This window comes from Paenibacillus sp. lzh-N1, from assembly GCF_002872435.1.
GTDB lineage: Bacteria > Bacillota > Bacilli > Paenibacillales > Paenibacillaceae > Paenibacillus > Paenibacillus polymyxa_C.
The window spans coordinates 115,363-137,203 of record NZ_CP025696.1; the positions used below are offsets into that span (position 1 = coordinate 115,363).

20 protein-coding genes and 1 tRNA gene are annotated in these 21,841 nt (G+C 44.5%); 1 reads left to right on the forward strand and 20 read right to left on the reverse strand.

The features are described 5' to 3' along the window. Positions 1 to 123 precede the first annotated feature (123 nt). The 10 genes from C0638_RS00550 to ilvB form a co-directional block, all read right to left on the reverse strand. Positions 124 to 194 (reverse strand) — tRNA-Gly (locus C0638_RS00550). A gap of 107 nt (positions 195 to 301) precedes the next feature. Beyond that, positions 302 to 2,443, reverse strand: coding sequence for a putative bifunctional diguanylate cyclase/phosphodiesterase (locus C0638_RS00555; RefSeq protein WP_102163286.1), 2,142 nt, complete (start codon positions 2,441 to 2,443; stop codon positions 302 to 304). Between the two features lie 341 nt (positions 2,444 to 2,784). Continuing rightward, positions 2,785 to 3,888: an ATP-binding protein gene (locus tag C0638_RS00560; RefSeq protein ID WP_013370087.1), complete on the reverse strand. Its 1,104-nt coding sequence runs from the start codon at positions 3,886 to 3,888 to the stop codon at positions 2,785 to 2,787. Positions 3,889 to 4,224: 336 nt separating this feature from the next. Beyond that, the gene (locus C0638_RS00565) at positions 4,225 to 4,641 is read right to left on the reverse strand and encodes a hypothetical protein (protein ID WP_013370085.1); all 417 of its coding nucleotides are present in this window, start codon (positions 4,639 to 4,641) and stop codon (positions 4,225 to 4,227) included. Positions 4,642 to 4,900: 259 nt separating this feature from the next. After that, a complete protein-coding gene (locus C0638_RS00570; RefSeq protein WP_013370083.1) occupies positions 4,901 to 5,440 on the reverse strand; it encodes a peroxiredoxin in 540 nt (179 codons plus the stop codon). 322 nt (positions 5,441 to 5,762) lie between these two features. Further along, a complete protein-coding gene (gene leuB, locus C0638_RS00575; protein WP_044785876.1) occupies positions 5,763 to 6,839 on the reverse strand; it encodes a 3-isopropylmalate dehydrogenase in 1,077 nt (358 codons plus the stop codon). Between the two features lie 200 nt (positions 6,840 to 7,039). Further along, a complete protein-coding gene (locus C0638_RS00580) occupies positions 7,040 to 8,581 on the reverse strand; it encodes a 2-isopropylmalate synthase (protein WP_013370081.1) in 1,542 nt (513 codons plus the stop codon). Positions 8,582 to 8,705: 124 nt separating this feature from the next. Continuing rightward, a complete protein-coding gene (ilvC, locus tag C0638_RS00585; protein ID WP_013309387.1) occupies positions 8,706 to 9,698 on the reverse strand; it encodes a ketol-acid reductoisomerase in 993 nt (330 codons plus the stop codon). A gap of 163 nt (positions 9,699 to 9,861) precedes the next feature. Next, positions 9,862 to 10,347: an acetolactate synthase small subunit gene (gene ilvN / locus C0638_RS00590; protein ID WP_013370080.1), complete on the reverse strand. Its 486-nt coding sequence runs from the start codon at positions 10,345 to 10,347 to the stop codon at positions 9,862 to 9,864. Position 10,348: 1 nt separating this feature from the next. Beyond that, a complete protein-coding gene (gene ilvB / locus C0638_RS00595) occupies positions 10,349 to 12,094 on the reverse strand; it encodes a biosynthetic-type acetolactate synthase large subunit (protein ID WP_058712016.1) in 1,746 nt (581 codons plus the stop codon). 613 nt (positions 12,095 to 12,707) lie between these two features. On the opposite strand from ilvB, the gene C0638_RS00600 reads away from it, so the two are divergent. Then, the gene (locus C0638_RS00600; RefSeq protein WP_013370078.1) at positions 12,708 to 13,148 is read left to right on the forward strand and encodes a GNAT family N-acetyltransferase; all 441 of its coding nucleotides are present in this window, start codon (positions 12,708 to 12,710) and stop codon (positions 13,146 to 13,148) included. Between the two features lie 34 nt (positions 13,149 to 13,182). Here C0638_RS00600 and C0638_RS00605 read toward each other — a convergent pair whose 3' ends face one another. From C0638_RS00605 to C0638_RS25095, 10 genes are all read right to left on the reverse strand, one after another. Next, a complete protein-coding gene (locus C0638_RS00605; protein ID WP_013370077.1) occupies positions 13,183 to 13,533 on the reverse strand; it encodes a hypothetical protein in 351 nt (116 codons plus the stop codon). Positions 13,534 to 13,791: 258 nt separating this feature from the next. After that, positions 13,792 to 14,751: an ABC transporter permease gene (locus C0638_RS00610; RefSeq protein ID WP_102163287.1), complete on the reverse strand. Its 960-nt coding sequence runs from the start codon at positions 14,749 to 14,751 to the stop codon at positions 13,792 to 13,794. Between the two features lies 1 nt (position 14,752). Further along, complete coding sequence (locus C0638_RS00615; RefSeq protein WP_013370075.1) at positions 14,753 to 15,832, reverse strand: ABC transporter permease; 1,080 nt, start codon at positions 15,830 to 15,832, stop codon at positions 14,753 to 14,755. Continuing rightward, positions 15,825 to 17,363 (reverse strand): ABC transporter ATP-binding protein, encoded by a 1,539-nt coding sequence (locus tag C0638_RS00620; RefSeq protein ID WP_058712024.1) that lies wholly within the window; start codon positions 17,361 to 17,363, stop codon positions 15,825 to 15,827. The genes C0638_RS00615 and C0638_RS00620 overlap by 8 nt, the downstream gene beginning before the upstream one ends. Positions 17,364 to 17,501: 138 nt before the next feature. After that, entirely contained in the window at positions 17,502 to 18,539 is a 1,038-nt protein-coding gene (locus C0638_RS00625) for a BMP family lipoprotein (protein ID WP_013370073.1), read from the reverse strand. Positions 18,540 to 18,906: 367 nt separating this feature from the next. Continuing rightward, a complete protein-coding gene (rplT, locus tag C0638_RS00630; RefSeq protein WP_007429517.1) occupies positions 18,907 to 19,266 on the reverse strand; it encodes a 50S ribosomal protein L20 in 360 nt (119 codons plus the stop codon). A 53-nt stretch (positions 19,267 to 19,319) separates the two neighbouring features. Beyond that, positions 19,320 to 19,520 (reverse strand): 50S ribosomal protein L35, encoded by a 201-nt coding sequence (gene rpmI, locus C0638_RS00635; RefSeq protein ID WP_007429516.1) that lies wholly within the window; start codon positions 19,518 to 19,520, stop codon positions 19,320 to 19,322. 20 nt (positions 19,521 to 19,540) lie between these two features. After that, positions 19,541 to 20,038 (reverse strand): translation initiation factor IF-3, encoded by a 498-nt coding sequence (infC, locus tag C0638_RS00640; protein WP_007429515.1) that lies wholly within the window; start codon positions 20,036 to 20,038, stop codon positions 19,541 to 19,543. 321 nt (positions 20,039 to 20,359) lie between these two features. Next, positions 20,360 to 21,598 (reverse strand): glycosyltransferase family 2 protein, encoded by a 1,239-nt coding sequence (locus C0638_RS00645; RefSeq protein ID WP_040101802.1) that lies wholly within the window; start codon positions 21,596 to 21,598, stop codon positions 20,360 to 20,362. Between the two features lie 56 nt (positions 21,599 to 21,654). Continuing rightward, positions 21,655 to 21,792 carry a hypothetical protein gene (locus tag C0638_RS25095; RefSeq protein ID WP_013370070.1) on the reverse strand — a complete coding sequence of 46 codons (138 nt, stop codon included), beginning with the start codon at positions 21,790 to 21,792 and terminating at the stop codon, positions 21,655 to 21,657. Positions 21,793 to 21,841: the final 49 nt, after the last annotated feature.

Consider the following 21,841-nt stretch of genomic DNA (forward strand, 5'->3'; position numbering starts at 1 on the left):
ATAGTTCGTAGGAACGCAAAAAAGCCGGGATTCCCCATTGGTAGCCCGGCTAAAATATATTCTTATTAAAAACAAAATAAAAACCCTTGAATTTACAAGGGTTTCGGAATTTTTAAAGTCGTAAGCGGGTGATGGGAATCGAACCCACGCTATCAGCTTGGAAGGCTGAAGTTCTACCATTGAACTACACCCGCATTATATAACATCTTGATCCATATGTATGACACACTTAAGCTCTCGTCAACTAACTGAATCAGGATGTTATTCAGTATAACTTATCTTTCCACAAAATGCAAGCATACTACATACCATCCTGAACCAGCCAATTGACAGGTTTACGTAAAAACAATTTTTCAAAAACTTCTGCCGGAATGGGGCGGCTAAAATAATACCCCTGCCCTTCATGGCAATCCTGCGCCTGCAAAAATTGAAGCTGCTCCTCATTTTCCACCCCTTCAGCCGTAACCTTCAGCTTCAAATGGTGAGCCATAGAGGCAATGGTAGATACAATGGCCGCATTTTTGCTGTCAACCAGCACCTCATTTACAAAGGAACGGTCAATTTTAAGACGATCAATCGGAAGATTCTTCAAATAATGCAATGAGCTATAACCCGTTCCAAAATCATCAATACTGATTGCAACACCAATAGCCTTTATTTTTTTCAACTGTTCAAAAGCCCGGTCCTTATCAAAAGTCATACTCTCAGTAATCTCCAGTTCTAAATAGCGTGGCTCCAGTCCCGTATAGGCCAAAATGCCCCGAATTACATCCACCAGTTTTTTTTGCTGGAATTGGCGCATGGATAAATTGACCGAAATCGGGATCGATGGATACCCTAGCTCCTGCCACTGCTTATTTTGGAGACACGCCTCACGCAACACCCATTCCCCCAAGGGCACGATCAGGCCACTTTCTTCAGCTACTGGAATAAAATCACCCGGCATCACCATCCCGCGATGAGGATGATTCCAACGCACCAGCGCTTCCAAACTCGTTAGCTCGCCACTTTGCAGATGGACGCGTGGCTGATACACCAATGAAAATTCTTCATTTTCAAGCGCTCGCCGCAAATCATTCTCCAGTTGGAGCCTTTCATGCGCTCGCATCTGCATCGCACTAGCATACCGCTGAAAATTCACTCCTTGCTCCTTGGCACTATGAACGGCTGTATCCGCCTGCTGAATAAGTTGTTCGCTCTGATTCGCATCCGACGGGTACAAAGCTATGCCAACGCTCACCATCACATGATAAGACTCCCCATTAATATCAAAAGGCTGATCGAACAGCTTCACCATATCATCAATACGATTTCTCATGGCATCTGAATCTTTGTAGCCCATTAGAAGAAAAGCAAATTCATCTCCACCCATGCTAAAGACAGCTTCCCCCTCACGGCAAAAATGCCCCAAGCGTTCGCCTACCGCATACAGCAAATAATTGCCTGCCGTATGCCCAAGCGAATCATTAATCGCTTTAAAACGATCAATATTTAGCACTAAAAGCGCTACTGTCTCATCAGATTTCAGTGAATTGCGCAATATTTTATCCAGGCGCTGGGAAAGACGACGGCGATTGGGAAGGCCTGTTATATCATCGTTATAAGCAATATGATTAAACTCAGATTCTGCCGCCTGTTTTTCCTGATAAGGAACCAGAACCATAAGCCGGACTAGACCGCTCAACAGATTATAAAATGCAATCACGTTCGTCAAAAGTCCTATAAGATGATTGATATCACTCATTTGCATAGCAAATAAATAGAATAACTGGCTCACAACACACAGCCCAATCCCACGAACGATAAGCAACATGCCCAACTCCGCAGGGCGAACTTTTCGGTATTTTCGTACTCCAAAAATAAATGTAAGCACCAGCAGTAACATAACAACCAGATTCAACGTCCAGCCCAGGTTACCTAATTCGTACCGTATACGTAGATCTGGTAAGCCTGCATCATATGCCTTAATAACTCCTAGAATCAGCAACGTACAACCTATCCCTGCCCACAAAGCCACTGTTTTGTATTCAGACTTCGTCCTTCTAAATGGGAGAGAACAAACGAATAGGAGCATAATAGAGGTAAAGGCACGATTTACAAATAGTAGCCACAACGAAATGCCCGGAGACAAAGCAAAGTCCGTCAGGCTTACGAAACTAAACGAAACAATATGAACAAGGTAAAGCAGACCAGCCACCAGAAACGTTGGGGCAATAAGAAGTCTCTGCCAGGTCAACTGTTCCAGCAAAACGGACCAGGATTGATAAAAAATAGAAAAACAAATCGCAGCACAGGCAAACCCTATAATCGGATATAACAAGAAAAATACATTATAGGAGTATATTTTATTCAAAGTTACGTGAAATAACTGAACTAAGACAAACAAAACTATGGCGGCAATACCAATGCCTATCGTTTTTTTTACTTCCAGCCGTATATTCATTCAGCCTCTTCAGCCCCCTGCATATCGGAGATTCCGATCATCTAAGACGTTTGACAGCTTTGGAAGCCGTTGTTTAAGTCTATAGTATCAAAAAAAATGTTGTATTCTGGTATATAATAGCATTTAATCTGTGAAAGGTGAATCATTTTTTTGTTCTATATTCATGAATTTATTTTCGCATTTGCGCAAATGCACGAGCTTACAGTACCAAAAAAGCGCATCATCTTTTCAGATCATGCGCTTCAGACGACATTTTTCAATTAGGTGATACCTATACCCCAACGCTGCACACCACAACAGAAATAGTATGTACAGGACCCCTCTGCGAAAATCTCATCATATTAGACTACAGGAAGTGTGATTTTAAATTGTGTACCGCTTCCATGCTTACTGTCTACATGAATGAAGCCTCCGTGATTTTTGATAATACGATAGCTCACAGCCAATCCCAAGCCGGTTCCACTTTCTTTTGTTGTAAAAAAAGGATCAAATAAACGCGCCAATGTATTGTGATCCATCCCTAATCCGTTATCTTCAATACAAATGTGGACATAAGAGCCCTCAAGCACGGTATGGATATCAATGCATCCCTCTCGTTCCCCGCCGATGCTTTCAATGGCATCCATCGCATTTTTAATCATATTGAGGATAACCTGCTTAATTTGCTTCACGTCAATGGAAACCTTCATGAGTTCATCATTTTCATCCAGTGCGATCTGGCAGCCCTTCATCAACGCCTCGCTTTCTGTCAGCATCACTACTTCTTTCAACAGTCCCATCACAGATACTGCCGTTTTTTGCGGAGCCGAAGGCTTGGACGAATTTAAAAACTCGTAAATAATGTCGTTCGCACGATCAATTTCGGTTAAAATAATGCGGGCATACTCATCCCTGCCCAACTCCACCAAGTGCGGCCGAAGCAATTGAATAAAACCCCGGATTGCAGTAAGCGGGTTACGGATTTCATGGGCGATAGAGGCCGAAATACGTCCCAGCATTGCCAGCTTGTCGTTTTGATACGCTGTCTGCTCAATCTGCTTATAATCCGACACATCCTTTACACTAAACAAAAAATCGCCATCCATCTGATCACCGTAGGTCACTGTTATCAACCAATGCCGACCATACTCATCAATCAACTCATGATAGCGCTTTCTATGAAAGATAGTTTCTTTATAAATTCGCATGATTTTCTTCTTCTTAAACCGACTTAACTCAGGATGATGCAAAATTTGCATCAGGTTGCGACCCGCGAGCGAACTACGTGGTAGCTCCAGTAATCTCGCCATTTGCACGTTAATAAAGGTCAGTACCCCGTCACTGTCAAACAGCATGATACCACTATCCAGGTTCTCCAGTACATTTTCATACTTATTATTGGCGATCTGTGTGGAAGGGCAAGCTCCCACGGTATCAAGCAAGGCTTCTTGGAATTCACTGATCATGCCAGGCTTCCCCCTTGTATCGGAATGATAAACTGGCCGTATCGGACGTGTAATATTCTTGAAGAAGAGAAAGGCATCTATCGATCACCCTTCAAATGGTGTAAAAAACAGTTTCAATCAACTCCGACCATTTTTTTCGATTCGAGTCTTATTTTATGATAGACAAGATTAAGGATCACAGTCAATCGGAAAAAGTGTCGAATCCACATTTTTATCCTATTTTCTTTCGTCATAATATCTGCGCAACATTACAAAATAAAAAAATAAGTTAAAAATAAGCGCCCTACACACCAAAGAAGCTCTCCAGATTTGAGAGCTTCTTTGGTGTGTAGGATGTCAACTGCCGCTCTTATTATGTTGAAGCCGGGATCGTCTTTGACTCATAACAGCCAGTCTTCTCTTAAGCTCTCCCTGCCATTTCTCATCATTCATCTGTTTCGCTACCGTCAATAAATCCAGCGACATGTCAATTTGTCGCTTCACAATTTCAAATGCATCTTCACTCTCACGATTTACACAGTTTTCAAATATCGTATCATCGTCTTCCATGACATAATCCTGAAAATCAATCTCAGATGCCCCATCTCCATGTGCATACTCAGCCAAAATTTCATACTCATTTTCAACTTTATAATGAACTTCAATGCGATGACATACCGGGCAAAACAGCAAAGGAACATTATGGACTTGGGTGCGGTAATGCTTCAGCGTTCCCTTGGTTCCTACCATGCTTGCTCCACAGCAATAACTCATCCGGGCTCAGCCTCCTCTGAACAAAACCTGTTCTGCCTTGTTTATCTTCTACAATACCTTATTCGCTTTCATCAGGCAAAATTCCTCCAGAACACAACAACATTTCCATAATTATTTGTTACTTCACTCTGTATTACATGATTCAGACAGGCTATTCCTATATCTCCGCTGCATAGCGCAGGCAAGCAAGCCCCCAACAACGGTAAAGTAACCGCTGGTTGGGGGCTTGCTTGTTTAAGTTCAACTTGTAAAGCTAATATTACAGATTTTTATCGCCTGGTTTCCAGTTCATTGGGCACAAGCCACCGGATTGCAAAGCTTGCAGTACACGCAATGTTTCTTCTACACTGCGGCCTACATCGTTGTGGTTAACCACTTGATATTTAAGTTCGCCTTCTGGATCAATGATGAACAAGCCGCGCAATGCAACGCCTTCTTCTTCGATCAGAACACCATAGTCGCTTGCTGTTTTTTTCGTGATGTCAGAAGCCAACGGGAAGTTCAGTTTGCCCAGACCGTTGTTTTCTTTAGCTGTGTTGATCCATGCTTTGTGGCTGTGCACGGAGTCTACACTGATACCCAAAATTTCAGTATCCAGCTCTTTGAATTGGTCAGCTGCATCGCTCAATGCTGTAATTTCTGTTGGGCATACAAAAGTGAAATCCAGTGGATAGAAGAAAAATACGAGCCACTTGCCACGGTAATCGGAAAGTTTCACCGAGCCAAATTCTTGACCGTCTCCAGATACTGTTTCCAATGCAAAATCAGGTGCGGGTCTTCCTACCAATCTTTCTGCCATAATGTGAAATCCTCCTTTAAAATATGTAAGAAAAACACCAATTGTGTTTTCCTCAATCAACTGTATTGTAATAAACCACCTACTTGATAAATGTTATCATTCGCTGAAATCAAAGTCAATATTGTAACCATTACTTTTTTATAATTATTTTAAACTAGCTTAAAAATTCACAATTTATTCACATTTCAACAGCTTTCTGATATGCAAGTAGCTCCTGATTACTCAGGAGCTACTGTGTCAAACATTTGCTATAAAATTATACTGTATAACCTCACTATATAATAGGAAGCTTTTTTTCAGAACAAGTACGTTTCTGGGGACTTTAGCGAATAGCTGCTGCGATCAAATCGCCCATTTGAGTTGTCGAGATCGCTTGTGATTTATCCACCGCGATATCTGCCGTACGGTGTCCTGCATCCAGTACCTCAGCTACCGCCTTCTCGATAGCGTCAGCTGCTTTCTCGTACCCGAAGGTGAGGCGGAACATCAAAGCAACGGACAAAATCGTTGCAATGGGGTTCGCCAGTCCCTGACCAGCAATATCAGGTGCTGAGCCGTGCACCGGCTCGTACAGACCGAAGCTGCCTTCTCCCAGTGATGCAGAGGAGAGCATACCGATGGACCCAGTCAGCATAGCTGCTTCGTCACTAAGAATGTCACCAAACATATTTTCCGTTACAATGACGTCAAAACTGGATGGACGACGCAGCAATTGCATGGCACAGTTATCGACCAATACATGCTCAAGCTCGACATCTGGGTAATCTACAGCGACCCGGTTAACGACTTCACGCCATAAACGGGAAGTTTCCAGTACATTAGCCTTATCCACCGATGCGAGCTTTTTGCGACGCTTTTGTGCAATTTCGAAAGATTGGCGAACAATACGCTCTACTTCTGTTACATTATATGCACAAGTATCGACCGCTTCTTCCCCCTGAGCACTCTCTCGTCTGTACTTCTCACCGAAATAAATACCGCCCGTTAGTTCGCGCACCACGATCAAGTCCGTTCCTTCCAATACCTCTGGTTTCAATGTAGACGCGTCCTTGAGACAATCGAAAACGACAGCAGGACGAAGATTTGAAAATAGACCGAGCTCTTTGCGAATACCGAGCAATCCGGTTTCAGGACGAAGCTCCTTAGGATTGTTGTCCCATTGTGGTCCACCTACCGCTCCCAACAGCACGGCATCTGCAGATTGACATACGGCCAGTGTTTCTTGCGGCAATGGAGTCCCCTTCTTATCAATGGCAATCCCGCCGAACAGCGCATGCTCTGTTTCAAATGAGAGGCCAAACACTTCTTCCGTACGTTTCAAAATTTTCTCTGCCTCTGCGACCACTTCAGGTCCGATTCCGTCTCCCGCTATTACTGCAATCTTTTTAACGTCTGCCATCACGTACACTCCTCTTGTTATACAGCCATACAGCCGTATTTCTCATACCTTCTTTGTAACATATTTGGGAGGGCTTTGACCAAGATATAGAATCTATCAATTCAATAGGCTTAGCCTATAAGCTGATTTTTTCATCAGAGAATAAGAAAACAGGACCGATACCGATCCTGTCTATACTCATTCCTTGGGCCTGTATAAAATTAGGATTTATAGTCTACGCGATTGCTGTAATTTTTACGCTTGTCAATCAAACCGTTCAGTGCATCTACATAAGCCCGTGCACTTGCTTCCAAAATATCGGTGCTTACCCCACGTCCCTGTACAGATATTCCGTTCTGAGTCAGCACCACATGTACTTCCCCTAGAGCGTCCTTGCCATGGGTAACAGATTTAATGGAGTAATCAGAAAGTACAACACTCTCGCTGCTGGCTTGATCAATCGCGTTATAGATCGCATCGACTGAACCATTCCCTTCAGCTTCTGTCTCAATCACCTGACCTTCATCGTTAACCAGTCGCACTTGTGCGGAAGGCGTAGCCTTGTTCCCATAAGTTACGAAAATGGTTTCCAGCTTGAAGACTTCAGGTGCATCGGCCAATTTTTCTTCCAGCAATGCCAGGATATCATCGTCCGATACTTCCTTTTTCTTATCAGCCAAATCCTTAAACTGCCCAAAAGCGCGATTCAAATCTTCTTCGTTCAATTCGTAGCCCAACTCAACCAAACGCTCCCGGAAAGCATGACGCCCTGAATGCTTGCCCAGTACCAGCTTGCTTTCTTTCAGACCGATACTTTCCGGTGTCATAATTTCATAGGTCGTCTTTTCCTTCAGCATGCCGTCTTGGTGAATACCTGATTCGTGCGCAAAAGCGTTAGCACCCACGATCGCCTTGTTGCCCGGCACTACCATCCCCGTCAAACGGCTAACCAATCGGCTCGTGCGTGCAATTTCAGACAATTGCAGAGACGTTTTGGCTTGGAAAAATTCCTGTCTCGTCTCCAGTGCCATGGCGATTTCCTCAATGGCCGTGTTTCCAGCACGTTCACCGATACCGTTAATAGTCCCCTCGATCTGATCTGCACCGTTCAGGATCGCAGCAAGCGTATTAGCAGTAGCCATTCCCAAGTCATTGTGGCAATGTGCACTCAACTGAATCTTCTCCACATCGACCACATTTTGCTTGATATGTTTGAATATATTTCCGTATTCGTAGGGTGTTAAGTAACCTACCGTGTCTGGAATATTGACGACAGAAGCCCCTTCCTGTACAGCCATGGTGACCATTTCAACCACAAAATCAAGCTCCGTACGTCCTGCATCCTCCAATGAAAACTCCACTTTTGGCAAATACTTCAATCCATAACGAATGGCTGCACGGGCAGTTTCCAATACCTGTGCCTTCTCCATCCGTAGCTTATGCTGACGATGAATTGGAGAGGTTGCCAAAAAGATATGGATACACGGGTCCTGTGCTCCCTTAAGCGCCTCGCGAACCGCATCAATATCTTGTTCCCTTGCACGCGAAAGGCCAATAACGGTCGAATTTTTTACAGCTTTTGCCACTGCATTAACAGCCGCCAGATCACCCGGAGAAGCAGCCGGGAACCCAGCCTCCATACGATCGATTCCCAGCTTTTCCAACTGATGAGCGATCTCTACTTTCTCACGAGTATTCAAGTTCACGCCAGGTGACTGTTCTCCGTCTCTCAACGTTGTGTCAAATATATATATTTTGCGCAACCTAACGCACCTCCTCAGGATTTGGACCCTTAAATTACAATGCGGCTCACGCAATAAGCAGGGCCGCATTGTAATTAATATTTATAAATAATTCATGTTGTCGAGCTTATAATACAAAAGGTTGTTACTTTTTGATCCAATGCATCATTTCACGCAATTGTCCGCCCACCACTTCAATCGGATGGTTAGCTTCATTACGACGAGTAGCCGTCAGGAATGCACGTCCAGATTGATTTTCAAGGATGAAGTCACGAGCAAATTTACCTTGTTGAATGTCAGTCAATACATCCTTCATGGCTTTCTTCGTATCTTCTGTTACCACACGTGGTCCAGTTACATAATCGCCATATTCTGCTGTATTACTGATGGAATCACGCATTGTTGCTAATCCACCTTCATACATCAGGTCAACGATCAGCTTAAGCTCATGCAAACATTCGAAGTATGCCATCTCAGGAGCATATCCGGCTTCAGTCAATGTTTCAAAGCCCGCTTTTACGAGTGCGCTCACACCGCCACACAATACCGCCTGCTCACCGAACAGGTCCGTCTCCGTTTCTTCACGGAAGGAGGTTTCAATTACGCCCGCACGTGTACAGCCAATGCCTTTTGCGTAAGCAAGACCGATCTCTTTGGCTTGACCTGTTGCGTCCTGCTCAATTGCGATCAACCCCGGTACACCAAACCCTTCCACATAGGTACGACGTACCATATGTCCTGGGGATTTTGGAGCAACCAGCAATACATCGCTATCTTTAGGAGCTACGATTTGTCCAAAATGAACATTGAAACCATGGGAGAACAAAAGTGCTGCGCCTTTTTTCAGGTTAGGTTCGATTTCGTTTTTGTAGACAGAAGCTTGAGTTTCATCAGGCAACAAAATTTGAACCACATCTGCACGGCTTGTTGCATCAGCTACGTTCAGAACTTCAAAACCGTCGTTTCTTGCGACATCAGCTGATTTGCCTTCACGCAAACCAATAACAACATTTACACCACTGTCACGCAAGTTTTGTGCTTGAGCATGTCCTTGGCTACCGTAACCAATTACGGCCACTGTTTTTCCTTTCAATACGCTGAGTTCTGCATCTTTTTCGTAGTACGTTGTAACTGCCATGGTTAATTTCCTCCTTTTAATTGGACCCTTCATAATGAGCGGGTACTCCAAGAGACTTCGCCTCATGATTGGTATCTAAAAATCTCTTCGAGCACCCGCTCTTATGCGGGCGGTTCTTTAATGATGTAATGCGCTATAAGCGGTAAATCGTTAAAGCTTTATATTATGCATTTCCACGTATCATAGCTGTAACCCCGGTTCGGGTCAACTCGCGAATACCGTAAGGCTTCAACAACTCGATCATCGCATCGATTTTTTCAGTATCGCCAATGACCTGAACAATCAAGCTTGTCGTTCCAACATCAATTACAGCTGCTCTGAACGTTTCTACCACGCCCATAATTTCTGGTCGCTGAGGCGGTTCAGCCTTTACCTTAATCATTGCCAATTCCCGAGCAACCATCGGCTTGGAACTGAGATCGATGACCTTGATCACATCAACCAGCTTGTAAAGCTGCTTTTCAATCTGCTCCAGGTTGTTCTCATCTCCTACAGTCACAATGACCATACGGGATAATCCAACTTCTTCCGATTGACCCACAGTTATGCTCTCAATGTTGAAGCCACGGCGACCAAACAGTCCGGACACACGTTGCAAAACGCCGGGATGATCATTTACCAGTACAGCAATGGTATTTTTTGTCGTCATTTTACTCGTCCCCCATCAGCATTTGATCAATTGTCGAACCTTGCGTCACCATCGGATATACATTCTCTTCCTTGCTGACTACAAACTCGACAACGACCGGTCCGGGTGTATCAAGCGCCTCCTGCCAAGCCCGACGTGCTTCTTCCTTATTCGTAGCACGCAGTCCTTTGACACCATATGCTTCGGCCAGTTTCACAAAATCCGGGCTTCCAGCCAGGTCAATGTGACTGTACCGATTGTTATAGATCAATTCCTGCCATTGGCGAACCATTCCAAGTACCTGGTTGTTGATGATTACGATTTTGACCGGAATGTTATTGATTGCACAGATGGCTAATTCCTGCGAACACATCTGCATGCCGCCGTCTCCGTTAATCGATATTACCAATCTGTCGGGATTGGCCATCTGAGCGCCGATGGCAGAAGGGAAACCAAATCCCATCGTACCCAGTCCACCGGAGGTGACCCATGAACGTGGCTGATTGAATTTGTAATACTGTGCTGCCCACATTTGATGCTGTCCTACGTCCGTCGTAACGATTGCTCCGCCCTTGGTCGTTTTATCCAACAATTCAATAACCCATTGTGGTTTAAGCACTGTTTCAGAATCCTTATAAGAAAAAGGTTTCGCAGCTTTCCATTGCTGAATTTTCGCTCTCCATGCATCTGCCAGATCCGCGCGTTTCACATCCTGATTCAGCAATTCCAATACTGCCTTCACGTCACCTACGATTGGAATATCCGCGGCAACATTTTTTCCGATTTCAGCAGGATCGATATCAATGTGTACGATTTTGGCTTGAGGAGCAAATCCATCCAACTTGCCTGTCACCCGATCATCAAAGCGGGCACCGATACAGATCAGCAAATCCGACTGTTGAATCGCCTGATTGGAAGTGTATGTTCCGTGCATTCCCGGCATCCCTGTCCAGAGTTCATGTCCACTTGGGAATCCTCCCAAACCAAGCAATGTTGTTGCAATCGGAATTTCCGTTTTACGAACAAACTCGTAAAGTGCTTCATGTCCACCGGAGTATACAACTCCTCCACCTGCCAGAATGAATGGACGTTCTGCTTCGGCGATAGCTTGAGTCAGCTTGTCTAGTTGAATTTTGTTGGGCAACACATTCGGGTTGTAACCCCGCATGGTCACAGGTTCCGTCTGTGGAACAAACAACGTCTGGGCTGCGGAGACATCCTTCGGAATATCAATCAGTACTGGTCCTTTTCTACCTGTATTGGCAATATGAAATGCCTCATGGATGATTCGCGGCAGATCCTCTACATCTCTCACCAGATAGCTGTGTTTCGTAATCGGCATTGTAATTCCCGTGATATCAGCTTCCTGGAAAGCATCTGTACCGATCAGGGAAGATACAACATTACCCGTGATGACCACCAACGGCACCGAATCCATATAAGCTGTCGCTATGCCAGTTACCAGGTTTGTCGCTCCAGGTCCGGAAGTCGCGATACAGACACCAACTTTACCGCTTGCCCGTGCATAACCATCTGCCGCATGAATAGCTCCCTGCTCATGACGAGTGAGGACATGCTTGAAATCCTTGAAGCCGTACATGGCATCATAGATATAAAGCACAGCACCACCTGGATATCCAAAGACACACTCTACTCCCTCCAGCAAAAGGCTACGGAGTAAAATTTCCGAACCTGTAATCACCTCAGGCTTCATCCACTTTTGACGTAATTCATCGGTTGACCTAACTTCAGGAATTTGTGCACTCATTGGTCATCCTCCTTTACAAAATTTACATACAGCTGACATTTGTAAAAACAAAAAAACCTTTCATCCCTAGAACAGACTTGCTGTTACTGAGGGACGAAAGGCTGTAGCTTCCGTGGTACCACCCGTGTTTGCCCGATATTTCGCAATACCGAACCTTGGCAGGTACAGAAATCACAAAGGATCTCCATATCTGGCGTCTGTAACGTAGACCGTACGATTTTCCCTAATAGGCGATTCGGCGCACCGTTAATATCATGGGGCCCAAATACTTTTCAGGAAAACAGCTCCAAGGTGAGCTCGTTAAAAAGGGATTTTGGTGAAGCTTGCAGCTAATGCCTCACTCTCTGAACAAAAGAGCCCTAATCACTTCGTCCTCTTCATTGCCGTTGTGTTCATGTCATTCTTTCAAATGTTTAGACACATTATATGTCCCCCATCTGGGATAGTCAATACCCATATTTCATAAAAATTTATGTTTCTCCGCTTAAACACCTCTGGGTCGCACGCTTGTAAGAGGTACCCGCATATTATAAAAAAGACCGCACAGTGAGATTTTGTACTCCTTCAAAGACCAAGTCATATCTTGTTAAAAGGGTAAAAAGGAGGCCCGTTTATGATTCGCAAACGATGCGCCCAAGATGACAACATGATCTTTCGTCTAATCGAGCAAGAACTTGTCCCTCTATCGCATTTAAGTGCCCAAGAAATGGATCAAATACGTAAAGAATTACCCCGGCGCTTAAACCGGGGCATCACTTTTGTAGCTTGCAGACCGGATAATGCACAGGTTGTTGGCTTCATTCATGTTATGCTGCATGGAGAACTATTATACATTGATTTGATCGCAATCTCTTCGGCTCATCAAGGTAAAAGATACGGAAAAAAGTTGCTGGAGTATGCCGAGCAATACGGCCGATTGCGACGTTGCAAGCGGGCTAAAGTGATGGTGGACGAAGACAATGTGCGAGGGATCCATTTTTATCTACGTCATCAATATCACATGCTACGATATGTGGCTCTAAGCCGATGTCACGAACTCGAAAAGTCCCTGTGAAAAGTATGGTTTTCAGGGTCGTGATTTTGTAAAACTAAAAAAAGTTAGGGTAAAAAGGATAGCCTACCCCGGGGTAGCCCCCGTCTGTGTACGGTCCATACTGTGGACCATATCCTGGCCCTCCATAGCCTGGTCCTCCATAACCTGGACCGTAGCCACCGTAGGCACCAACGTATGGAGCTGTGCCAATGGCAAGCAAATCAAAAAGCACCAGAGGAATAATCGCCTTCGTGTTTACTTTTTTCTTACGGTTTGGTTGGAGAATCAGTCGGTTACCTGAAATGCGAATCAGCTTGCCACTGACCCGGGAGCCATCCTTACGTGTAGCGAAGATGACTTTGCCGACAAGCTTCTCCACCTGCTTTCTGGTTACTGCCTGTTTCATCGTATTTCCTCCTTCTTTCTCAACGGATGGACAGATTGAACGGCTCCTTGATAGCTTACCACCACCACAAAATAGACTGGAGCTGACAGGGGCCGAGCGTCCGTCCAATCTGCATAGCACAGTCTATTCCATTCAAGCCAGAAGCGTATGTTTAAATGCCTGCACAATGTAAAAAAATCCGGTACCTGCACATGCAGATACCAGATTTTCATATACACTAACGCGTATATTTAAAAACATTCAGCTGTCTATGAGTTATTAACGCTTGCTTGGATCATACAGTTGACCCAAAGCAGCCGGAGCGCGTGAACGTCCAACTGCCGCCACCAGCACAATAATCGTCAGGAGATACGGCAACATAAAAATAATTTCCTGGGGAATACTTTGCGACCATGCGAACAGCTGCACATAGTTGCGAATGGCTTGTGAAAAACCGAAAAACACTGCCGCGCCAAAAGCACCGAGCGGATTCCATTTACCGAAAATCATAGCAGCAATAGCAATATAGCCCTGCCCCGAAACGGTATTATGTGAGAACATATTGGTTGTAGTCAAAGTGATTGTTGCTCCACCAATCCCAGCCAACGCACCACTAATCATAACACCGATATAACGAAGGCGATTGACCTTGATTCCCACGGTATCGGCTGCACCCGGATGCTCCCCTACTGAACGCAAACGCAAGCCAAACGGAGTTTTATACAAAGTAAAGTAGCCAATTATAACCAATAGAATAGCTAGATATGTCGTTGGGTAGGCTTGGAAAAATGCTTTTCCTGCAATCGGAATATCCACAAGATAAGGGATGGATATCTCGTTAAAGCCTTGAATTCGACCGGTGTCACCATCACCCTTGAATAACAGCTTAACCATGTACAGGGTACTACCCGCTGCCAAGAAGTTAATGACAATCCCGCTAATAACCTGATCGGCTTTAAACGTAATAGAGGCAACAGCATGAATGAGCGAAACCAGAATACCGAACACCGCAGCTGACAGCACACCTACCCAGGCCGCAGAGGTGCCTCCTAGTCCAGCTTGCTCGGCATAAAATCCGCCAACACCTGCCGCAAACGCCCCAAATACCATAAGTCCTTCCAATCCCAGATTCGTTACACCGGATTTTTCCGAAAAAACTCCGCCAAGAGACGCAAAAATAATCGCCGTCGCAAAAACGAGCGTTGTATGGATTAATTCACCAAGTGTTAACCAACTCATTTTACAACACCTTCTCTTTCTTACGCTTGGAGTAGAGCGGCTTTACAACCCAACGCACAATGCCTTGGGCCGCAATGAAGAAAATAATCGAGCCAATGACTACTCGGATAATTTCTGGCGGTACATCCGCGCTAAAGCTCATCCCCGCAGAACCATACGTAAGTGTTCCGAACAAAACAGAACCGAGCAGTACACCGAACGGATTATTCATCCCGATCAAAGACACAGCGATACCGTCAAAGCCCGTTCCCGGTGACCCTGCCATGACAGATTGATAATGGAAAACCCCCAGCACCTCAAAAGCACCAGCCAATCCGGCAAAAACACCACTAATAAACATCGCTTTTATAATATTGCGATTTACATTCATGCCTGCATAACGGGATGCATCCTGATTAAATCCGACAGCCCGAAGCTCATAGCCCTGCTTTGTTTTCCACATAAAAATATAGAAAAACACTGCCGCCAGCACAGCAATAACTGTGCCCCAATGAACCCGAGCATTCCCCATCATCTGGGACAGCCAATCAATGGAAATGGAAGCGGAAGGTTGGATATCCACAGAGCGATTTTCGCCTTCCATAAGTGCAAACTGATTAATCACCAAATTAGCCAAATACAGGCCGATCCAGTTCATCATAATACAGGTAATAACTTCGTTCACGCCTCGCTTAGCCTTCAAATAGCCAGCAATCGCTGCCCACAAGCCTCCGAAAACTGCTCCTGCGATCACAGCCAGCGGTGCATGAATGATAGCAGGCAGCCCATGAAGTTTGATGCCCACAATCGAAGCAGCTGTCATACCGACCAAAAACTGCCCTTCGCCACCGATATTAAACAACCCGGCACGAGCCGCAAAAGCAAATGCCAATCCTGTTAGAATCAAAGGAGTCATCTCACGGATCGCTTCGCCAAAGTTGTAGGAATCTCCATACACACGGCTAAATAAAGCGGAATAAGCCACAATAGGGTCATACCCGCCAATCATCATCACGATAGCACCCAGAAGGAGGCCTAAAATAATAGAGACTAGAGCCAGAACAAAGGAGTCTTTTGTGAATATTTTTAATAAGTTAGCCATTCTCTGCTCCTTTCTTCACTGCACTTCCTGCCATCATCAGTCCCAGTTCCTGGTCATTCGTTTCTTCAGGCAGCACTTCCCCGACAATCTTGCCTTCATAGATAACAGCAATTCGATCGGATACATTCATAATCTCGTCCAGCTCAAAAGAAATGAGCAGTACTGCTTTACCTTGATCCCGCTGGGCAATCAATTGTTTCTGGACAAATTCAATAGCCCCGACATCCAGCCCGCGTGTAGGCTGCGCCGCAATGAGAAGGTCTGGGTTTTTATCAATTTCACGCGCTATGATTGCTTTTTGCTGATTCCCACCAGATAGCGATCTTGCCTTGGTATGAATATCTGGTGTTCTAACATCAAACTTCTCGATAAGACTTTTTGCCTGCTTTTCTATAGCGTCCTTGTTCAAGAAGCCATTTTTACTGTAAGGCGCCTGATAATACGTCTCCAGCACCATATTTTCACTCATGGAAAAATCGAGCACCAATCCATGCTTATGGCGGTCCTCCGGTATATGTGAAACGCCTGCCTCTGAAATTTTGCGCGGTGGCTGATTTGCCAGTTCTTTTCCGAGCAAACGGATACTTCCGCTATCCACCTTGCGTAATCCTGTCAAAGCTTCTATCAGCTCACTCTGTCCATTGCCGTCTACTCCAGCAATCCCCAAAATCTCGCCGGCCTTAACCTGCAGGTTCAATTCATTCAGAACATGAATGCCATCCTTGTTTTTAGAAATTACTTTGTTCATTTCCAGTACAGTTTGTCCTGGTTGAGCAAGCTTCTTATCCACTTTAAAGGACACACGACGGCCCACCATTTTCTCCGCCAGCTCATTTGGTGTTGTTTCGGATGTTTTGACCGTGTCAATAACTTTACCTCGGCGAATGATCGTAACCGTATCTGCAATTTGCATAATTTCTTTGAGTTTATGAGTGATAAGAATGATTGATTTGCCTTCAGCTACTAAGCGCTTCATAATTTCCAGCAACTCAGAGATTTCCTGCGGTGTCAGCACCGCGGTTGGCTCATCGAAAATCAGAATATCTGCACCGCGATAGAGCGTTTTGATAATTTCCACACGCTGCTGCATACCAACAGATATATCCTCAATTTTGGCATTCGGATTTACCTGAAGTCCGTATTGTTCAGACAACCGCTGTACTTCTGCGGCAGCCTTTTTATAATTGATTTTCAGACCTTTACGTGGCTCCGACCCAAGGACAATATTTTCGGTTACGGTAAACGGCTGTACGAGCTTAAAATGCTGATGCACCATGCCGATCCCCAGATCAATCGCCCTATTTGGACTATCAATCTGTACGGGGTTCCCTCCCATTTCAATGGTCCCTTCATCCGGCTGATATAGTCCGAAAAGAATATTCATAAGCGTAGATTTACCCGCGCCATTCTCACCCAAAAGGGCATGAATTTCTCCCTTATGCAGCTTGATGCTGATGGAGTCGTTGGCAACGATGCCGGGGAATCGTTTTGTAATTTGCTTTAACTCAACGACGGGGGTCGCTGCATCCATGAGATCACCCTTATACACTTTATAGTATGTGCTCCAATGAGCTGAATTTGACCGTATAATCTGTATAACTCCAGACGTAAGAACAAGGCTAGTCTTATGAACCAGCCTTGTCACCACCTCTATGTTCTTCAGTCTAACTTATTTCGAAGGGACTGTAATCTCGCCTTTAATGATTTTTTGCTTGTATTGTTCTACAAGATCAAGCACGTCTTTTGGAACGTTTTTTGTAGATGTATCTGCCAAACCAATTCCGTTATCTTTCAGAGCCAGTGTTTCGACACCGCCCTTAAACTTACCGTCAATTACTTCTTGGGATACGCGTTTTACTGCTTCATCTACGCGTTTTACCATGGAAGTTAATGTTACCTCGTCACCAAACTCAAGTGATTGGTCTTTATCTACACCGATAACCCATACTTGCTGACCTTGCTGCTTACGCGCGAGTGCTTCGTTAAATACGCCTGTTCCTGATCCGCCAGCTGCATGGAAAATAATATCCGCACCATCGTTGTAGATCGTTGCTGCTGCAGCCTTACCGAGATCTGGCTTATCAAATGCACCCGTATAGTTCACATTCAGTTGTGCTTTTGGATTAACAGCCTTAATCCCTGCTTCAAATCCTTTTTCAAAACGTTTGATCAGCGGGCTGTCTTGTCCACCCACAAAACCAATTTTGTTTGTTTTAGTAAGTTTACCAGCCACAACCCCCACCAGGAAGGAACCTTCATTTTCAGCAAATACAACCGATTTAACGTTAGGCGCATCTACAACACTGTCGATGATTGCCAAGTTTTTGTTCGGATTGTCTTTTGCTACTTGTCCAATCGCATTAGCCAGATTAAAACCAATTCCCCAAGTCAGGTTGAAATCACCCTTAACGAATTGGTTCAGGTTAGGAATATAATCCTGGTCGGATTTACTTTGCAGGTATTTAACTTTAACGCCTGATTCTTTCTCAATAGCTTGAAGTGCCTCCCAAGCAGATTGGTTAAACGATTTGTCGTTTACTCCACCCACATCTGTAACCATGCCAAGTTGGACATTTGATGTTTTGGCAGAACCGCCTGCTTCTCCACCATTTGCGTTGGACGCACCTTGATTTTTGTTACCGCAGCCTGCGAGAATGACCGAGATCGCCAGCAGCATAACCAAAGACATACTAAACAATTTCTTCATGCTGATACTGTTCCCCCTTAGTGTTAGATCCCTGGACTGTCTCTTTTCTTTAGAAAATGCACATCATTTTCATGTCATTTACTGACGAGACAGATCGTACAGAAGACTTACTTTAGAGATTATACAATTATGATCGGCTAAAATCTAGACAATTAATAACCTTGGGTCAATTTTTTTTAGATTCCCAAAAATGTAAGCGTTACAAAATCGAAAAATCCATACATTCTATCATCACACGTCATATTTATTCGTATTTTGAAGAAAACGAAGTCCTTTTTAGTGTTAAGTATGTACAAAAAAAGGCGTCCCTACACAGCGTACTGCTCGGGACACCTTTGTTACCACTTTCGCGGTTTTCACGCCTTAATTAAGCATTGATTTTACCTTTAGCAACAGTTGCCAAAGAGTTGAATGCATTAATATCATTGACTGCAAGATCAGCCAAGATTTTACGGTTAATGTCTACACCAGCCAATTTCAGACCGTGCATCAATTTGCTGTAAGACAAACCATTCAAACGAGCTGCTGCGTTGATACGCACGATCCACAGTCTGCGGAAGTTACGTTTCGTCTGACGACGGTCACGGTATGCGTAAACAAGCGATTTCATTACCTGCTCGTTAGCTGTTTTAAAAATGCGGTGTTTGGAACCAAAATAACCTTTAGCAAGCTTCAATACTTTTTTATGACGACGACGAACGACGAATCCGCCCTTTACTCTTGCCATATCAAAAGACCTCCCAAATAATGTTTATACTTTATTTATTTCCGTGCTTAATGCTATTTCAGGTTAGCAAGACCTTGTTTCAGACGTCTAACGTCCCCAGGTGCCATCTCAGGGTTAGTACCCAGAACGCGTTTTGCACGTTTGGATTTGTGGGAAAGCAAGTGGTTTCTGTAAGCTTTGTAACGCGTTACTTTACCAGTACCGGTAATTTTGAAGCGGCCTTTAAGGCTGCTATGTGTTTTCATTTTTGGCATTGAACTTCCTCCTTAATTTGTCATTGACTCTTTGGAGCCAATATCATAATCATGCTGCGTCCTTCGAGCTTGGGTTGGCGCTCCACGGTACAAAGATCAGCAACTTCCGTTTTTACACGTTCGAGAATTTTTTGTCCCACATTAGCATGGGTAATTTCGCGACCACGGAAACGAACAGAGCATTTCACCTTGTCCCCTTCATTCAGGAACTTCACCACATTGCGAAACTTGGTCTGGTAGTCATGTTCCTCGATGTTGGAACGGAACCATACCTCTTTGATGTCAACGATCTTCTGGTTTTTACGGGCTTCCTTTTCTTTCTTCTGTTGCTCATAGCGGAATTTACCGTAATCCATAATCCGACACACGGGCGGCTTCGCTTGAGGCGCCACGTTCACGAGATCCAAGTTTGCATCAATAGCCATTTGCAGAGCTTCACGAGTCGGTTTAATACCGATTTGTTCCCCGTTTGCACCAACTAGACGTACTTCTCTCACTCGAATCTCATCATTGATCATATGTTCCTTACTAATAACCCTCCACCTCCAGAACCTGTTATTGTTGTATTGTGTTTAAGCACAAAAAAGGGATGACGACTATGCAGCCGACATCCCTGTCTGATACTCAATTCATCATGAAAGTTCAATTCACAAATCATTGGATCATGACCAGCCGGCAATACCGGACAGGTGAGAAGTCGGACCTTCTGCTTGTTAATCCATACTTTTCAATTAACATACTCAAGTATCATATCATGCTACTACAGAGGCGTCAACACTTTTATAAAAAATTAGGTGTACACATCCGCTGTAGGTTGCATAGTCTTACTTCATTGTTAATTAGCCTTGCTTGCTCTGAACCTCTTCCAGACGAACGACACGCGTATGCTGGGTGTGGCTCCATTGCTTGTTGTTCTGTGTAAAGAACGCATAGAACGTAATCGGATACCACGAAATCAGATAGACGGGGAACAGCAGCAAGTACAGATATACTTTTTTGAACGTGACCTTTTCCAAGATCATCGCGATTAAAAAGGTGATAATATTCAGACTCACAGCCACAAAACCGGTCCAAGCAGGGAATTGTACGTAGATATTTTCAATATTGGGACCACCAAATAATACAATATCTACCCACATCGCTACTGTCATCAAAAAGGTAAACAGTACGATGTACACGTTCAGACCATAAAGAGCCATATCGAATTTAATCAGGCTTCTATGCTTGATACTCTGCCACAGCAAGGGGAAGAAATAACGACGAGCAACCGTGAAGTGACCTTGCATCCAGCGCAGACGCTGTCTGGAAGAAGCTTTGAACGTCAACGGCTTCTCATCATACACCTTGGCATCGTAATTAAATCTTGGATATACGTTGCGTTGTGTACAACGCATAGTGAATTCCAAATCCTCTACCAGACTTGTTGCACCCCAGCCCATTTCCTTGAGCAGATTTGTTTCAAAGCACATGCCTGTACCACCGAGGAAATTAGCCATATTCAGGTTGTGACGTGACAACTGCCACAGACGGTTGATGTACCAATAGGATACCCCGTATGCTGCTGTGATCCAAGAGTCCTCAGGGTTCTTAGTATCAATGTATCCCTGGATAACACGAGCACCTGAGCACAAATCATTGTTCATTTCGCTCAGGAAATTGGTATGCGCCAAATTGTCGGCATCAAACATGACAATGGCATCATATTGACGCGGCATAGCCCATAGCTCTTTGAGCATCCACTCAATAGCATAGCCTTTACCACGCAAATTCGGATTCGTACGTTCACAAGCATTCATGCCGTGAGCACGAACGATGTCCGCTGTCTTATCTGTGCAGTTATCACAGATTACGAATACATCGTACAGTTCCTTTGGATAGTCAAGCTGCTTTAAATTTTCCATCAGTGCTCCGACAACTTGTTCTTCATTGTGGGCAGCGACTAAAATAGCAAATGATTTTTCTGGAGCCGCCTGCTCTTTCCTTTTCTTACGAACCAATCCGAACAAGGAGAATGCAAACTGATAGACTGCGATCAACGCCAGTATGATCTGGAGCGTCACGAAAATAGCGTCTAACATGATCTCTTGTTACCCCCTTTTTATACCCCTTTAAAAATCTTGCGTTTGTCTGTTTTCTATCTGTGTAGCGCAAGTTGCGGCGCTTTGTGCGCCTTTTCTGTAGTTTTGACCCGACCCTTGCTTTCTTCTTTGGCTCTGCGCAGCCCCCTTTTGGCTGACACAGGAATGCCATTACGATTTTCGTTGGTTTTCAATCTTTTGTCAAAGCCCCTAAACGGGTCTCAGCAGCAAAAAAACACGACA

What these genes read in the sequence shown, in the direction of transcription:
- C0638_RS00555 (WP_102163286.1), bottom strand. Translation starts at nt 2,443, where the DNA reads ATGAATATACGGCTGGAAGTAAAAAAAACGATAGGCATTGGTATTGCC.
- C0638_RS00560 (WP_013370087.1), bottom strand. Translation starts at nt 3,888, where the DNA reads ATGATCAGTGAATTCCAAGAAGCCTTGCTTGATACCGTGGGAGCTTGC.
- C0638_RS00565 (WP_013370085.1), bottom strand. Translation starts at nt 4,641, where the DNA reads ATGAGTTATTGCTGTGGAGCAAGCATGGTAGGAACCAAGGGAACGCTG.
- C0638_RS00570 (WP_013370083.1), bottom strand. Translation starts at nt 5,440, where the DNA reads ATGGCAGAAAGATTGGTAGGAAGACCCGCACCTGATTTTGCATTGGAA.
- leuB (WP_044785876.1), bottom strand. Translation starts at nt 6,839, where the DNA reads ATGGCAGACGTTAAAAAGATTGCAGTAATAGCGGGAGACGGAATCGGA.
- ilvC (WP_013309387.1), bottom strand. Translation starts at nt 9,698, where the DNA reads ATGGCAGTTACAACGTACTACGAAAAAGATGCAGAACTCAGCGTATTG.
- ilvN (WP_013370080.1), bottom strand. Translation starts at nt 10,347, where the DNA reads ATGACGACAAAAAATACCATTGCTGTACTGGTAAATGATCATCCCGGC.
- ilvB (WP_058712016.1), bottom strand. Translation starts at nt 12,094, where the DNA reads ATGAGTGCACAAATTCCTGAAGTTAGGTCAACCGATGAATTACGTCAA.
- C0638_RS00600 (WP_013370078.1), top strand. Translation starts at nt 12,708, where the DNA reads ATGATTCGCAAACGATGCGCCCAAGATGACAACATGATCTTTCGTCTA.
- C0638_RS00605 (WP_013370077.1), bottom strand. Translation starts at nt 13,533, where the DNA reads ATGAAACAGGCAGTAACCAGAAAGCAGGTGGAGAAGCTTGTCGGCAAA.
- C0638_RS00610 (WP_102163287.1), bottom strand. Translation starts at nt 14,751, where the DNA reads ATGAGTTGGTTAACACTTGGTGAATTAATCCATACAACGCTCGTTTTT.
- C0638_RS00615 (WP_013370075.1), bottom strand. Translation starts at nt 15,832, where the DNA reads ATGGCTAACTTATTAAAAATATTCACAAAAGACTCCTTTGTTCTGGCT.
- C0638_RS00620 (WP_058712024.1), bottom strand. Translation starts at nt 17,363, where the DNA reads ATGGATGCAGCGACCCCCGTCGTTGAGTTAAAGCAAATTACAAAACGA.
- C0638_RS00625 (WP_013370073.1), bottom strand. Translation starts at nt 18,539, where the DNA reads ATGAAGAAATTGTTTAGTATGTCTTTGGTTATGCTGCTGGCGATCTCG.
- rplT (WP_007429517.1), bottom strand. Translation starts at nt 19,266, where the DNA reads ATGGCAAGAGTAAAGGGCGGATTCGTCGTTCGTCGTCGTCATAAAAAA.
- rpmI (WP_007429516.1), bottom strand. Translation starts at nt 19,520, where the DNA reads ATGCCAAAAATGAAAACACATAGCAGCCTTAAAGGCCGCTTCAAAATT.
- infC (WP_007429515.1), bottom strand. Translation starts at nt 20,038, where the DNA reads ATGATCAATGATGAGATTCGAGTGAGAGAAGTACGTCTAGTTGGTGCA.
- C0638_RS00645 (WP_040101802.1), bottom strand. Translation starts at nt 21,598, where the DNA reads ATGTTAGACGCTATTTTCGTGACGCTCCAGATCATACTGGCGTTGATC.